We start from the raw sequence: 14,876 nt of genomic DNA on the forward strand, positions 1-14,876 counted from the left end.
GACGCCGCCATGCTGACACCCAATGCTCTTGGCGGAATGGTAACGTCTCCGCATCATCTGGCCAGTCAGGCAGGTCTGGACGTCCTGCGCGAGGGTGGCACGGCGATCGAGGCGATCGTGGCCACGGCCTCCACGCTGGCAGTCGTCTATCCGCACATGACGGGGCTGGGCGGCGATGCGTTCTGGCTGATCTGCTATCCTGACGGACGGACTGTGGCCATTGACGCCTGCGGCGCGTTGGCGATGGGCGCGGATCATGCGGTGTATGCCGAGGCTGGGCATAACGTCATTCCTTGGCGTGGCGGACTTGCGGCCAATACGGTGGCCGGGACGGTCTCGGGCTGGGAGAAGGCGCTGGAACTGAGCAGCGACATCCGCGATCCCCTCCCGTTGGACCGGCTTCTGCGGGACGCCATCTTTTATGCAGAACACGGGCGCGTCGTATCAGAGAGCGAGGCGGCCCTTCTGGCGCAGAAACAGCCGGAACTCATGTCGGATCCGACGCTGGCGCGCATCTGTTTCCCAGAAGGCAAACCCTGGACAGCGGGCAGTATCCGCAAATCGCCCGAACTGGCCCAGACGCTGAGAATGCTGAACCGGGACGGACTACGCAGTTTCTATAACGGGCCGCTGGCGCGTAGTCTGGCCGCCGATCTTGCCGCGGCAGGCAGTCCGGTCCGGTCTCTGGATCTTCTGGCGCATCGGGCGGAAGTCAAGGAACCGTTGCATGTCCAGACCAGCGACGGTTTCCTTTATAATACCGCCCCTCCCACGCAGGGCGTGGCCTCGCTTCTGATCCTGGCCCTGTCGGACCATCTGAGCCGTGCGGACGGGCCGGAAAGTTTTGCGCATGTGCATGGTCTGGTCGAAGCGACCAAGCAGGCGTTCCTCTACCGCAACCGTTATACGGATGGCAGCGAACATTCGGAATCCCGGGCCCGGGCCCTGCTGGCCGATCCGGCACGGCTGGAGGCGATGGCGTCCCGCATTTCCATGACCCATGCCCTGCCCTGGACGGAGCAGACCCAATGGGGCGACACGACATGGATGGGGGCGATCGACCGCAACGGCGTGGCGGTCAGCATGATCCAGAGCCTGTATTTCGAGTTCGGCTCCGGCGTGATGCTGCCGCAGAGCGGGCTGTTCTGGCAGAATCGCGGATCATCCTTCCGTCTGGCCCATTCGGGCTGGAACATCCTGCGACCGGGGGCCAAACCGTTTCATATACTTAATCCCGCTGCGGCCCGACTGCGGGACGGGCGCACAATGGTCTATGGCACCATGGGCGGCGAAGGTCAGCCCCAGACACAGGCTGCGATCTTCAGCCGTCACGTCCGCTATGGGGTACCGCTTCAGGAAGCCATCTGCCGCCCGCGCTGGCTACTCGGGCGGACCTGGGGGGATGAGAGCCTGTCGCTCAAGGTGGAACCGGGCTTCAGTCCGGGCGTCATGTCGCAGCTTGAAGCAGCCGGGCATACGGTCGAGGCTTTGCCCACGCAATCCATCATCATGGGTCACTCCGGCGCGCTGATCCGCCATGAAAACGGAAGGCTCGAAGGTGCCACTGATCCGCGCAGTGACGGAGCCGTTGCCGCATGGTGAGAGCTCTGGCCGGAAACCTGTTCGCGCAGGTCGTTCTGGCGACGGTTCTCGGACTTGGCGCCGGACTGTTCTTCCCGGCCCTTGCGGATGATGTGGGATGGATGACGGCGCTGTTCATGCGCCTCATCATCATGGCGGTCGGCCCGCTGCTGTTCTGTATCGTAACGCTCGGAATCCTCGGGGCCGGATCGCTGAAAACGGTCGGGCGACTGGGTGGACAGGCCCTGCTCTATTTCGAGATCATGACGACGCTCGCGCTCGGCGTGGCAGTTCTGGTGGCGATGGGGCTTGGCATCGGTCGAGGCGTCGGGTTCGTACCGAGTGCCGAAGATATGCGAATGATCGCGTCCTATGGCGACCATGCACAGAACCTGCGGGCCGGGGGCATCAGCGGATTTCTGCTTTCGCTCGTGCCGCGCACCCCTGCGGAAGCCTTCGCACAGGGGAACGTCCTCCAAATCCTGGTCTTCGCGATTTTTGCCGGATGCTGCCTGAGCGGCATGGGAGAGCGCGGCGCACCTCTGGTCCGGCTGATCGAAAGCATCTCCGAACTGTTTTCGCGCATGATGGGCATCATTATCCGTGTCGCCCCTCTGGGCGTGTTCGGCGCGATGGTGACGACAACGGCGCGTTACGGACTGGAGACCATCGGGCATCTGGCCGGATTTACGGCGCTGTATTTCCTGCTGGTGGGCCTCTTTATCATTGTTGCGTTGGGCGGGGGCCTGCGGCTTGCCGGCGTCAGTCCTTTGCGGTTTGCGCGTTATTTCCGTGAAGAACTGCTGATCGTCGCCACAACCACGGCATCGGACGCGGTTCTGCCCAGCCTGATGACCAAGCTTGAGGAACTCGGGGTGGAACGTCAGGTCGTGGGGATCGTAGTCCCGGCCGGGTATTCACTCAATCTGGACGCGCTGTCGATCTATCTGGGACTGGCGGTCATCTTTCTGGCCAACGCTACCGGAACGCATCTGACAGTCTGGCAGATCGCAACCTTGCTCGTAACGGCACTGATCACGTCCAAGGGGGCGCACGGAATTCCGGGCTTTGCGATCGTCATTCTGGCGGCAACGCTGGCGAGCGTGCCGTCCATTCCGCCCGCAAGTCTGGTGATGCTTCTAGCCGTGGACTGGTTCGCGGGGATCGCGCGGGCGGTAGGCAATTTCGCAGGCAACTGCGTGGCCCCGGTTCTGATTGCAGCCTGGGAAAAGCGCCTCGACCACACAAAAATGGCCGAGGCGCTGGAGCGGTCCTAAGTCAGATCAGACGGGCTTCCGCCAGTCCATCCGTTTCCAGCTTTTCAGCCAAAGCAAAAAGCTGGTCTTCACGCCCCGGACGCGCAATCAGCTGCGCACCGAGCGGCAGTCCCGGAACCTTCATCGGCACGGTCAGGACCGGAAAGCCCGCCAGCGTCAGCGGCTGCGTGTAAAGACCCAGATTGGCGCGGGCAGAGACCATCTTGCCGCCGATTTCGATTTCCGGCTGATCAAAACGCGGCGCTTCGCCGACCAGTGCAGGGGCCAGCAGAATGTCCGTCTTCGCAAATGCCTCATGCATCCGGTCACGGAACCAGTGCCGCAGGCGATGGGCCTGAAAGATCAGTGTGGACGGCAGAAGAGCCCCGGCCAGCAGACGGTCCCGGACAGCAGGATCATATTCGCCAGCCTGAGTGCGCAGACGTCCGAGATGCTGCCCCGCCCCTTCGGACGCGCTGATGACAAACGCCGCAGCCCGCGCACGCGCCACTTCGGGGATCTCCACAACATCCGTGGCTCCCAGCGCCATGGACAGCGTATCGATCGCGGTCTGCATCGGCGCCGACATGTTCTCGCCGAACCAGCCGCCAAGCCGGGCAATGCGCAGGCTGCTGACATCGACTTCCGCCAGCGGTCTGGCACAGAGCGCTTCAAAACAGACTTTCAGTCCGCCCGCACTATCGGCGAAAGGGCCGACCGTATCGAGGCTCGGCACGAACGGGTAGCTGCCCTCGACGGACAACCGACCCTGCGTCGCCCGCAGACCCCACACACCACAGAGCGATGCCGGCACGCGGATGGAACCATTCGTGTCGGAGCCAAGACCGAGGGAAAACATCCGAGCAGCTACGCCCGCCGCCGAACCGCCTGACGATCCACCGGCCAGACGCTCGGGAGCATGCGGATTGCGGGTGTTGCCGTAATGGGCGTTGATCGTGGCGAATCCGTAAGCGAATTCGTCCATGTTCGTCAGGGCGATGGGAATGGCTCCGGCCGCGATCATGTGCGCAACCACAACGGCATCCTGCGTGGCAGGCGGATCGTTGGCGAGGACTTTAGAGCCAGCGGTCGTGACTTCGCCGCGGACATCGAACAGATCCTTGATGCCAAACGGCACACCCGCAAGCGGTCCGGGATCGCGGCCCTGAAGCACGAGACGGTCCACCCTCTCGGCAGCTTCAAGGGCACGCTGCATTAGCAGGCGCGTGACACAGTGATAGCTCCCGTCCCGGCTTTCGATATCGGCCAGAGCCTTCACGGCCAGATCGCGTGCGGAGCGCTCGCCCTTGCGGACGCTGGCGGCAAGCGCAACCGTGCGCTGTTCAAGGCCACTCATGGTTCGTACCGGAAAGCAGGTTCGAGACGGTCGGGCAGTTCCAGCCCTTCGATCAGCGCGCCATAGCTGCGCAGGAGTTCAAGATTGCTCCGCACCCCGGCATGGAATTCGGACGGAATGGTCAGGCCGTTCGCAGCGGCGAGTACCGTAATTTCGCTGTCATGGGGGTCTGTCGTCATACGAACTCCGGTTTCCGGTTCTGCCTTGCTGACCATAATCCTGTCCCGTCCGCCGGTGCGATGACATTCACAGGAGGCCACAAAGAAAATGACGGCCTGCTCGCGGACTGTCCAGCATCAGACGATGGCGGACCGGTATTTTCAGGGTTTGATCCGGTAACGCCAGTCATTGAGCACACTCACCAGCGTCTCATGCCAGGGGATCTGCGGACGCCAGTCCAGCGCCTGCCGGGCGGCGGCCGGATTACCCCGCATGGAAGGCAGGCCGGACGGACAGGGAATGTTTGCATCAACCTCAATGGTCGCCGAAACGCCAGCCACGTCCAGAAGATCAATGGCCATGGAACGGACCGTCCGGGTCACGCCGGAACAGATGTTCAGAGCGGTTCCGTTCGGCAGGGGCTGGGGAAGAGCTAGCGCATTGATATAGGCGTCACAGGCGTCGCGCACATCGGTAACATCGAAGCCCGCGTCGGGATGGCCCACTCTGATAGTCGGCGCCTGCTGTCCGGCTTCGATCCGGGCGACCTGAGCGGCAAGGAACGGCAAAATAGCGTCTTCATCCTGCCCCGTTCCCGCCTGGGTAAAGGAGCGCAGGCGCAGGCCATGCAGCCCTTCCCGGCTCAGATTACCGATCGCCAGATCGGCCGCCGCTTTGCTGGAGGCATAGGCATTGACCGGTGCGATTACAGCAGATTCGTCGAGGGGCTGGCCGGAAGAAAAGCTGGCCCCGTAGATTTCAGCCGTTGAGACGAAGACGAAGCTCGCCTGAGGCACATGGGTCTCGAAGGTCTCGGCCAGGATGAGCGTCCCGTCCAGATTTACTGTCCAGGCATCAGCGCTTTCCGTCTTTGCACGCGCGACCGAGGAAACAGCAGCCAGATGCAGGCAGGTATCCGGCTTTTCATTCCGCACGAAACGCTCGACCGCAGCCCGGTCGCGGATGTCCATCGGGTCTTCCAGCAGGACATGCCCGGGAATACGGTCCTGAAGCCGGGCCTTGAGGTGCTGGCCGACAAACCCCTGCCCGCCTGTCAGCAGAATCCGGAGTCCCATCTCAGGACCGGGAAGCGGAAAACCTGTCCGCAGTGGAAGAGGCAGAAACGGTTGGCATGGGGCAGTCTCCCGGCAGGATGGGCCCGGGCTGGCCGAAATGTCAGCCCACGCCATGCTGTTTTCGGCCACATCTCCCGACAGGGCAAGGGCGCAGCAGGAACCGGGCCGCTCAGACGAGGGGCCTGCCACCGACAACAGGAACTCGTCCGAGTCTTGCCAATGCACTGTACCGGCGGCGTCTTAACAGGTTTTTTACCGCTCTCGTGTTTGCTTGGGATCACACGGAACAGACGGATTTCACCTTTCCCATGCGGCACGCTTTTCGACATTCTGCTCGCACTCTGGGGCTGCTCGGCCTTCTGCCGGTCCTGTCAGCCTGCAATTCCCTCGCGCAGATGTCCGAGATCGGCCGGCCACCCCGCATGACATCGATCACGGACCCGACGCGGGCGAACTCCTATCGCCCCGTCACCATGCCGATGCCGCCCCTGCAGGCTCCTCCTGACGAGGCCGCAAGTCTCTGGCGCTCCGGCAGCAAGGCTTTCTTCAAGGATCAACGCGCATCGCAGGTTGGTGACCTCGTCACGATCATCGTGGACATCACGGATAACGCCGCCTTCAACAACGGCACGACTGCTGACCGGACCGCGGACGAGAAATTCGGCATTCCCAATCTGTTTGGCATCAAGGGCAAGGTCATCAGTTCGATCACAGGCGCGGACAGTCTGAACACGGCCAGCAGCAGTGATTCCGGTGCGACCGGCAAGATCACCCGCAACGAAACCGTAACCCTGCGTCTGGCAGGAACCATCACCCAGGTTCTGCCGAACGGCAATTTTGTCGTGATGGGCAAACAGGAAGTGCGGGTGAACAGTGAATTGCGGGAACTGGGCGTCAGCGGCATCGTGCGTCCACAGGACATCACGGCGGACAATACCGTGACGCATGACCGCATGGCGGAAGCCCGGATTTCCTATGGCGGCCGTGGAACGCTCACGCAGCTTCAGACCCCCCGCTATGGCCAGCAGGTCATGGACGCGATCCTGCCATTCTGAACACAAAAAAGCCGGGGCAGAACCCCGGCTTTTCCACGCTTCTTTAAGACGAATGCCTTATTTCGCTGGACGCGACAGCAGCAGCGACCAGAGTTCGGCAACATCCTTGGCCGGGCCATTGCCCTGCACGGAAGAGAACGTCTTGATGGCTTCGGCCTTCTGGCCACCATCCATCTGCGCCATGCCGTACTCGACCTGCGCCAGATCCGGGTAACGCGGGTTCTTGCCCAGGCCCGTCTTCATCAGAGCCAGACCGGCATCAACCTGCCCGTTCAGCACCTGATTGTAACCAGCGGTCAGAGCCGGACCCGCATTCGGAGCAGACGCCGCCTGCGTCACGGCAGAGGCAAGCTGGCTCCGGTTCGTTGCAGCCTGCTGGGCCACAAAGGCATGGAACTTCGCGTCAGCCGCTGCGGTCGGACCATTGCCGAGCGAGTGATTGGCATAGCCCTGGTTCAGCAGATTAAGCGCCAACTGAGGCAGACCCATCTGGACGGCGCGCTCACCCATATCCTGATAGTCGGACGGATCCTTGAGCACACCGGTCGCCAGACGCAGACGCTCGACGTAAAAAACGAGCGGCGGCGAAAGGTTCGGGTTTGCCACCAGATCGTGGATCAGCATCGACCAGTAATCAGGCTTGGAATAATACTTGGCCAGCAGGACATAGGCATGCGTCTTGGCATCCGCGTCCTTCAGGTTTGTATAGGCCGTGGCCAACATCTGAAGCTGGTTTTCAGCCGGAACCTTGCCAGCCTTGATCGTGGCATCGACCTGTTCCTGCGCGGCCTTGGCCGTACCTTTCCAGTCCTGCTGCAGATAGTAGCACTGGATCAGCATCGTCTGCATGCGCGGGTCGGCGCCGTATTCCTTCAGATAACGCTCGGTCGCCGGAATGGCGCGGGCGTACTGCTTGGCGCTATAGGCCATCGTGGCCTGCGCCATCAGCATCTGGCCCTTGGCAGCCTTCGGCGTACGGGAGCTGTTGATCAGGACATCATAGGCCTTGATCGCAGCATCCGTGTTGCCGGACTGCGCGGCGATGGCCGCGCGCATCTGGGCCGTGGTGTAGGCTTCGTAATCGGTCTTGCCCTTGACCGCGTCTGCGGCGTCGACGGCTTCCATTGCCTTGGCATAGTTCTTGGATGCCAGGGCGCTCTGGGCCTGCTGCAGATCCTTGCCAACGGCCTGGCCGAGGACATCGTCAGCATGGGCGGAGCCGGCAAGCGCGGCGATACCGAAGACACCGGCCAGCAGAAGGTTACGGGCGCTCAGACGGCGGTAAAGGGACAAAGACACGAATTACTGTCCTTCCATGAACTGATCCAGACCGACAATTCCAAGCTTGGTCATGCCGAGACGCTGTGCATCCGCCATAACATGGGCCACCGTCTTGTAGTCGGCAAGACGATCGGGATGGATATGCATTTCAGGCTGGTCCGGCATTGCTGCGGCAGCTTCGAAATGGGCCTGAAGAGAGGCCTCGGACGTGATCGGCTCGTTGTTCCAGGAAATGCTGTTGTCGTAGCCGATGCTGACGGTCACAAGCTTGGGTTGTTCGGTCGATGGGGGAGGATTGCCCTGAGGCAGATCGATCGCCACCGAGTGTGTCTGAAGCGGGATGGTGATGATCAGCATGATCAGCAGCACCAGCATCACGTCGATCAACGGCGTGGTGTTGATATCGACAATGCCTTCGTCTTCGTGCGTGCTGTCAGATCCGACGCTCATGCCCATGACGGCGGTTCTCCAAAAGGGTGACGTGAAAGCAGGAACGGGCCGCTTCGTTCAAAACGGCCCGACACGACCTCAGTTCGAGTGAGGCTGCTCGGTAATGAAGTCCACGTGGGCGATCCCTGCTTCCTGGCAGGTTGCAACCACCTGGCCGACTGCCAGATACTTGGCAGCCTGGTCACCGCGGATCTGGATCTGCGGCTGCGGCTTCTGCTTGGCCGCCTCGACGAGGCGGTTCAGCAGTTCGGTGTGGTTCGGGACAAGTGTCGTGTCCCAGAACACCTGACCGTTTGCATTCACGGCCAGGACAACGTTGCCCGGCTTGGTCTGTGTCGGCTGATTGGCATCAACCGGCAGCTTGACCTTCACCGTATGTGTGGCGACGGGGATGGTGATCAGAAAGATGATCAGCAGCACCAGCATGACGTCGACGAGGGGGGTGGTGTTGATTGCCGACACCACCTCGTCGTCACCGCCGCCTCCTCCGACGTTCATTCCCATGGTATCAGATCCGCTCGCTGGTGGTGATGGTGGTCGGGACAGCCATGCCGCCCTCGGCCGGAGCAACACCGTGACGGAAACCGCCGATCAGGACGGACTGGATGTCGGCAGCGAAGTTGCGGACGCGATCCATGGCACCCTTGTTACGGCGGACGAGCAGGTTGTAACCCAGCACGGCCGGAACAGCGGTGGCGAGACCGATGGCCGTCATGATGAGGGACTCACCAACCGGACCAGCGACCTTGTCGATGGAGGCCTGACCGGAAATACCGATGGCCGTCAGGGCGTGATAGATACCCCAGACCGTACCGAACAGACCGACGAACGGCGACGTGGAACCCACCGTACCGAGGAAGGCGAGACCGCCCTGCATACGGGTGTTGATGGTGTCGACCGAGCGCGAGATGGACATTTCGGTCCAGGACGGCAGGTCGATCGAGTCACGCATGGAGCCTTCGTGGTGCTCGGCAGCCACGATGCCCGTCTCGGCGATGTAACGGAACGGCGAAGACGGCTTCAGCGCAGCAGCACCATCGTGAACGGACGGCTTGGTCCAGAACTCACGAGCAGCTTCCTTGGACGCTGCGAAGACGCGGCCCTGTTCCAGGAACTTCATGACCATGATGATCCAGGTACCAGCGGACATGATCACCATGATGATCAGAACGCCACGAGCAATCGCATCACCATTGGCCCACAGGGCGCCGAGGCCGTACGGGTTGCCCTGCGGAGCAGGTGCTTCCGGCGTTGCGGTTGCGCTCTCGCCCGGCGTTGCGGCTGCGGCGGGAGACTGATCGGCAGGAGCAGCACTGTCGGCCGGAGCGCCGGCAGGTGCGCCAGCGTCATTCGGAGCGGAAGCAGCCGGGGCGCCGGCCGGATCGGCGGAGGTCGTCGGGGTAGCCGGGCTGGAAGAAGGATCCACCGGAGCCGCTGCAGGAGCGCTCTGGTCAGCCGGAGCCGGCTGGGCGAAAGCGACAGCCGGTGCAACGGCACCGGAAGCCAGGGCCAGCGTCAGAGCCAGTGCGCTGGCCCGGACGGCACGCGCCTTCGTCGGAACGGCAAGGGCAGGAAGGCGGAACAGTCTGGTCATGAACTCCATATCCTCGTTAGAGATGCCCGTTTTCGGAGCTTGCTGGGTTGTCGGCCATATGGAGACCGGCCCTTTTCTGAGCCCTGCCAGGTTTGGAGACCCTGACAGGACAATTCTATTTGACGGTAGTCGAAAGATCAGTCGTCACCCATCGTGAAGTCGATGTGCAGCACGTGGTGAGGCTCTGTTACCGGGGCACCGTTCACGACGGCAGGCTGGTAACGGGCTCGACGAAGGAAGTCGAGTGCACTTTCCACGAACTCGTGACCACCGCTTGAACTCACAATGGTACAGTTTGCCGTCTTGCCGCTCGGAAGAATGTCACACGATGCGGTCACGTGACCTTCGCGGTTTTCTTCCATGGCTTCATCCGGATATTGCGGCTGCGCACCGTTGATCGGTCGTGCACCAGCCGAATGATCTGGAACTGCGTTAGCTGGCGGTCCCTGCGGCGGAGCCGGAACGGGCTCTGGCGACGGGGTCGGGCTGGGCGGCACCGGATGCGGCGGCTTGGTGTGCGTAACCCGCTGGACCGCTTTCGGCGGCGGCGGAACGCTGATCTTCGGCGGCGGAATGTACGGCGGTGGCGGCTGTTCCATCTGCGGCGGCGGCGGCGGCGGTGGTGGCGGCGGTGGCTTGGGCTGTTCCTTGATGACTTCCGTCTTGATAGGCGGCTTTTCCTGGACCAGCTTGCTCACAGCACCGCTCATGAGCGCATAGATCACGGCGCCCATAGCCAGCACGGCCACGACGATCGCGACAATGTAGTCTGTCGGCTTGCGCTGCTGTGCGGCGTAGCTCTTCATGTCGAAACCTTCTTACCCCTCACTGACACCGGCGTTGATCCACATCTGCCGGGTGCGGTGCCCCCGATTTCTGTGTTTCCATCGGGGCCCCTCACTGCGAACACATGAAATCCTTCATATGCCGTAAGGACATACCCGATATGCTGATTGGGCAGTCTAACCGCCATGCTGTCAAGCCGGTTATTGCCTTTATCGAAACGATTTTTTCATATTGACGACATAATCTTTGGTTCTGGATGACTTCATCCAAACGAAAATGTCGCTGGAAATCACCATAGCGCAATTTCACGATATGGTACCGTGACAGATTTAAGAAAAAGGCGCCGGAACAGAGAACTGTTCCGGCGCCCTAGCGAATCCGTTTCGGTCAGGATGCAACCTGCTCCCGCACATCATCGGGAGCAGTGCGATGACTGTCCTTACTGGGCCGTAGCGCTGGCCTCCGAACGGGTGGCACCCACGCTTTGCGCCAGAGAAGCCGACATGAAGTCGTCCAGAGCGCCATCGAGCACGGTCCCCGGGTTCCCCTTTTCCACACCGGTCCGCAGATCCTTGACCAGCTGATACGGCGCCAGGACGTAGGAGCGGATCTGGTGTCCCCAGCCGATATCGGTCTTGGAGGCCTCGGTCTGTGCCGCCGCGGCCTCGCGCTTCTGGAGCTCGGCCTCGTACATCCGCGCACGCAGCATTTCCATGGCTTTGGCACGGTTGCGGTGCTGCGAACGATCCGTCTGACAGGCCACCACGATCCCTGTGGGAACATGGGTGATACGAATGGCCGAATCCGTCTTGTTGACGTGCTGACCACCTGCACCGGACGCCCGGAACGTATCCACACGCAGATCCGAATCGTTGATGTCGATCTCGATCGAATCATCCACGACCGGATAGACCCACACAGACGCGAACGATGTCTGGCGACGGGCTGCCGCATCAAACGGCGAGATCCGGACGAGACGATGAACGCCGGCCTCGGTCTTGAGCCAGCCATAGGCATTGGGGCCGCTCACCTGGATGGTGGCGGATTTGATGCCGGCCTGTTCGCCTTCGCTGCCTTCGATGAAGGTGACCTTGTAGCCATGCTGCTCGGCCCAGCGCGTGTACATGCGCAGGAGCATCTCGGCCCAGTCCTGGGCTTCCGTACCACCCGCACCCGCATTCACCTCGACGTAACAGTCATTGCTGTCCGCTTCGCCCGAGAGCAGGCTTTCGATTTCACGCTTGTGGACGTCTTCGGCGATCCCCCGCAGGGTTTGGACGGCATCCTGGACGAGACTGTCGTCTCCTTCCATTTCCGCCAGTTCGACGAGTTCGAGCGTGCTTTCGACCTCGGCTTCGATCTGCTGGACGCCTTCGATCTGGTTGGCCAGCGTTGTCCGCTCGCGCATCAGCTTCTGGGCGGCATCCGCATCATTCCACAGATCGGGATCTTCAACGCGGTGGTTCAGTTCCGCGAGGCGTGTTGTTGCGACATCCCAGTCAAAGATGCCTCCTCAGCAGTGCCACCGACTGCTTGATCTGTTCTGAAAGGGCCTCGGTTTCGGCCGACATAATGTCCTCCACTGAAAGGGCGGTTTCACACCGCCCCATTCGGTCTGTTCTGGTGCGTCTTAGTATAGGCCGCCCACGCCGATGTCACCATCGGACGGAGCAGGTTTCTGGGCCTGTCCCGGCGTTGCAGGACCGCTGTTGCCCGAAGCGCTTCCGGACTGGCCAGGTGTCTGGGCCATGTCGCTTTCGGAGTCCGAAATTACGGCATCGGCTCCGGTATCGGCAGCGGTCAGGGCTTCCGTACCTGCACCGAAGCCATGCAGCGCCACGGAGGCACCCGGGACCTGATCGGTCTTGAACCCATCGACCGCGGAAATGCGACCTGTGTTGTAGCTGGCCAGCGTGATGCCGTCCGGAACCCGGAAATCCAGCTTCGGACGGCTGGCGAGCGCGACCTTCATGATCTTGTTCCAGATCGGTCCGGCAACGCGGCCACCATCCGAATTGCGACCCAGTGTCTGAGGCGTGTCGAAACCGACCCAGACGACCGTGACGATATCAGGCGAGAAGCCGGCAAACCACGCGTCATGGAAATCCTGGCTGGTACCGGTCTTGCCCGCGACAGGACGGTCAATCCCCACCCCGGCCATACGACCGGTACCGCGGGCAATCACGTCCTGCATCATCTTGACGATCTGGAACGTGCTCTGCTCGCTTGCAAGGGTCGGACGTATGTCTGTCAGAGCCGGGACGGACACGCTGCCGGGCACGGGAGTGGCTGGAGCAGCAGGTGCGGCAGGCGGCGGTGCTTCAGGAGCCGGAGGAGTCGTGCCATCATCCACAGCAGGCTGTTCGCTGGGTGGTGCTTGCATGATGGTGCCAAGTTTCAGTCCGCCTGCCTGCCACAGAACACTGCCGGAGCGGTCCTGAATGTCATCCACAAGGGTCGGTGTGACGATATGCCCGCCATTGGCGATCGTGGCATAGGCCGCAGCCTCGCGCATGACAGTCGTCTCGACCGCACCAAGGGCCGCAGGCAACACATGCGGCATCTGGGCGACCAGTCCGGCACGGATCGCTGTATCGGCCACGGCTTTCATGCCGAGATGGGCGGCGACGCGGATCGTCACAAGGTTGCGGCTTTCACGCAGCGCATCGTGCAGCGTCGTGGGGCCCCAGTTGTCGTGCTCGTAGTTTTGGGGGTGCCAATCGCCATAGGAGACGGGCGAATCATCGAACCGTTCGGAGGGGGAAATGCCCTGTTCCATCGCGGCCAGATAGACGAACGGCTTGAAGGACGACCCCGGCTGACGCAGCGCCTGCGTCACACGGTTGAACTGGCTTTCATGGAACGACCAGCCGCCCACCATCGCCAGAACACGGCCCGTATGGACGTCCAGCGTGACAGCAGCGCCTTCAACCTGCGGGATCTGGCGCAGGGCTGCGGAGCCGCTTTCCTGCGGTTCGATCATGATGACGTCACCGGCCCGGAGCGGATGCATCCGACGCGCCCAGGCAATATCCGTCGCAAGAAGCGTACCCTTTCGGGCCGTCCCTTCCTCGATCCAGCCCACATACGTACCGCCAGGCAGCACGACCGCCAGACGCCACTCACGCAGCATACCGCCGGGCGGCGTGATATGATCGAGAGCGCTTTCCCAGCCGTCATCCTGAATATCCGGCAGGTTGCGCAATGGCCCCCGCCAGCCGCTATGGACCCGGTCGTAATTCATCAGACCTTCATGCAGAAGGCGCGTCTCGGTGACCTGAAGACTCTGGTCGAGACTGGTATGGACTTCCAGTCCGCCCTGCGCCGCCCGCTCCTGCCCGTACTGTGCGATGAGCTGGCGGCGGACTTCCTCGCCGAACCACTCGGAATCCGGCAGAGGCCCGAAACGCTGCTTCTGCTGCGGGACCAATGGCTCCTGCTTTTCCTGATCGGCCTGCTCGCGTGTCAGCACGCCGGTCTCGACCATCAGATCAAGCACAAGGTTACGGCGCGCCATCGCGGCCTGCGGATGCAGGAACGGATTGTAGTTCGTGGGCGACTTGGGAAGCGCAGCCAGTGAGGCAGCCTCGGCATCATCAAGCTGATCGAGCGGCTTGTTGAAATAGCTCTGGGCGGCCGCGGCGACACCATAGGCGCCGTTCCCGAGATAGATGCCATTCAGGTAGATTTCGAGAATCTTGTCCTTGGACAGCACCTGCTCCATTTTCAGGGCGAGCAGGGCTTCCTTGATCTTGCGGTCGAAGCTCAGGACATTGCTGTTGAGCAGCATGACCTTCGCGACCTGCTGGGTAATGGTCGAGGCTCCCAGCGGACGACGACCATGACGCGCAAAGATATCCGTCAGCCCCGCACGGCCAATCGCCATGAAATCCACACCGCCATGCGTGTAGAAATTATGGTCTTCCGTGGCAATGAAGGCGTTCTTCACTCGCTCGGGGATCGCATTGATCGGCACGAAAATCCGGCGCTCGTTTGCCAGTTCGGCCATCAGCCGGTCGTCGGAAGCATAGATGCGGCTGACGGTCGGCGGCTTATAGGCGCGCAGACTGTCCACGCTCGGCAGATCCGCCACGAGCTTGGTATAGGTCGTCCAGCTCAGAATGCCAGCCCCGGCGACCCCCACCAGCCCCACGCCGGCAATGATCGCCAGCGACTGCCGATAGCGGCGGAAGCGCGGAGGACGTGGAGGCGTGGCGCCCGGGCCCTGTGGATTGCCAGAGCCCTGAGGATTACGGGAACGGAAGGAACGTCGCGTCATGC

The 14,876-nt window shown here is 62.0% G+C and carries 13 protein-coding genes; 3 read left to right on the forward strand and 10 right to left on the reverse strand.

The genetic code is table 11. From position 1 onward, the window contains the following. The first annotated feature begins 9 nt into the window (after positions 1 to 9). Both ACJ2A4_RS06765 and ACJ2A4_RS06770 read left to right on the forward strand, forming a co-directional pair. On the forward strand, positions 10 to 1,602 hold the full coding sequence (locus tag ACJ2A4_RS06765) for a gamma-glutamyltransferase family protein (RefSeq protein ID WP_408872238.1): 1,593 nt from the start codon (positions 10 to 12) through the stop codon (positions 1,600 to 1,602). Continuing rightward, on the forward strand, positions 1,596 to 2,858 hold the full coding sequence (locus ACJ2A4_RS06770; protein WP_408872239.1) for a cation:dicarboxylate symporter family transporter: 1,263 nt from the start codon (positions 1,596 to 1,598) through the stop codon (positions 2,856 to 2,858). Before ACJ2A4_RS06765 ends, ACJ2A4_RS06770 begins: the two co-directional genes overlap by 7 nt. A gap of 1 nt (position 2,859) precedes the next feature. Here the strand turns inward: ACJ2A4_RS06770 and ACJ2A4_RS06775 are convergent, their stop codons facing one another. The 3 genes from ACJ2A4_RS06775 to ACJ2A4_RS06785 all read right to left on the reverse strand — a co-directional run bounded on the left by ACJ2A4_RS06775 (position 2,860) and on the right by ACJ2A4_RS06785 (position 5,429). Next, positions 2,860 to 4,194: an AtzE family amidohydrolase gene (locus ACJ2A4_RS06775; RefSeq protein ID WP_408872240.1), complete on the reverse strand. Its 1,335-nt coding sequence runs from the start codon at positions 4,192 to 4,194 to the stop codon at positions 2,860 to 2,862. Beyond that, a complete protein-coding gene (locus ACJ2A4_RS06780) occupies positions 4,191 to 4,373 on the reverse strand; it encodes a DUF4089 domain-containing protein (RefSeq protein ID WP_062500951.1) in 183 nt (60 codons plus the stop codon). The genes ACJ2A4_RS06775 and ACJ2A4_RS06780 overlap by 4 nt, the downstream gene beginning before the upstream one ends. Before the next feature lie 141 nt (positions 4,374 to 4,514). Next, positions 4,515 to 5,429, reverse strand: a complete 915-nt coding sequence (locus ACJ2A4_RS06785) for an NAD-dependent epimerase/dehydratase family protein (protein WP_408872241.1) — start codon at positions 5,427 to 5,429, stop codon at positions 4,515 to 4,517. A 308-nt stretch (positions 5,430 to 5,737) separates the two neighbouring features. Between ACJ2A4_RS06785 and flgH the strand changes: the two genes are divergently transcribed. After that, positions 5,738 to 6,484 carry a flagellar basal body L-ring protein FlgH gene (gene flgH, locus ACJ2A4_RS06790; protein ID WP_062507684.1) on the forward strand — a complete coding sequence of 249 codons (747 nt, stop codon included), beginning with the start codon at positions 5,738 to 5,740 and terminating at the stop codon, positions 6,482 to 6,484. 57 nt (positions 6,485 to 6,541) lie between these two features. On the opposite strand, the gene ACJ2A4_RS06795 is transcribed toward flgH, so the two are convergent. The 7 genes from ACJ2A4_RS06795 to ACJ2A4_RS06825 all read right to left on the reverse strand — a co-directional run bounded on the left by ACJ2A4_RS06795 (position 6,542) and on the right by ACJ2A4_RS06825 (position 14,874). After that, the gene (locus ACJ2A4_RS06795) at positions 6,542 to 7,783 is read right to left on the reverse strand and encodes a tetratricopeptide repeat protein (RefSeq protein ID WP_253440161.1); all 1,242 of its coding nucleotides are present in this window, start codon (positions 7,781 to 7,783) and stop codon (positions 6,542 to 6,544) included. A gap of 3 nt (positions 7,784 to 7,786) precedes the next feature. Beyond that, entirely contained in the window at positions 7,787 to 8,221 is a 435-nt protein-coding gene (locus tag ACJ2A4_RS06800; RefSeq protein WP_062500935.1) for a biopolymer transporter ExbD, read from the reverse strand. 72 nt (positions 8,222 to 8,293) lie between these two features. Further along, the gene (locus ACJ2A4_RS06805) at positions 8,294 to 8,719 is read right to left on the reverse strand and encodes a biopolymer transporter ExbD (RefSeq protein ID WP_062446513.1); all 426 of its coding nucleotides are present in this window, start codon (positions 8,717 to 8,719) and stop codon (positions 8,294 to 8,296) included. 4 nt (positions 8,720 to 8,723) lie between these two features. Beyond that, positions 8,724 to 9,809, reverse strand: coding sequence for a MotA/TolQ/ExbB proton channel family protein (locus tag ACJ2A4_RS06810; protein WP_408872242.1), 1,086 nt, complete (start codon positions 9,807 to 9,809; stop codon positions 8,724 to 8,726). Positions 9,810 to 9,946: 137 nt separating this feature from the next. Then, complete coding sequence (locus tag ACJ2A4_RS06815) at positions 9,947 to 10,615, reverse strand: energy transducer TonB (RefSeq protein WP_408872243.1); 669 nt, start codon at positions 10,613 to 10,615, stop codon at positions 9,947 to 9,949. A 419-nt stretch (positions 10,616 to 11,034) separates the two neighbouring features. Next, positions 11,035 to 12,166 (reverse strand): peptide chain release factor 2 gene (gene prfB / locus ACJ2A4_RS06820; RefSeq protein WP_408872244.1). Its coding sequence is split into 2 segments (ribosomal slippage): positions 11,035 to 12,096 and positions 12,098 to 12,166, totalling 1,131 coding nucleotides; the frame shifts between segments, so codons are not numbered across the junction. Between the two features lie 59 nt (positions 12,167 to 12,225). After that, entirely contained in the window at positions 12,226 to 14,874 is a 2,649-nt protein-coding gene (locus ACJ2A4_RS06825; RefSeq protein WP_408872245.1) for a penicillin-binding protein 1A, read from the reverse strand. Positions 14,875 to 14,876 lie beyond the last annotated feature (2 nt).

The organism is Gluconobacter roseus, from assembly GCF_046058915.1.
GTDB classification, from domain to species: domain Bacteria; phylum Pseudomonadota; class Alphaproteobacteria; order Acetobacterales; family Acetobacteraceae; genus Gluconobacter; species Gluconobacter roseus_A.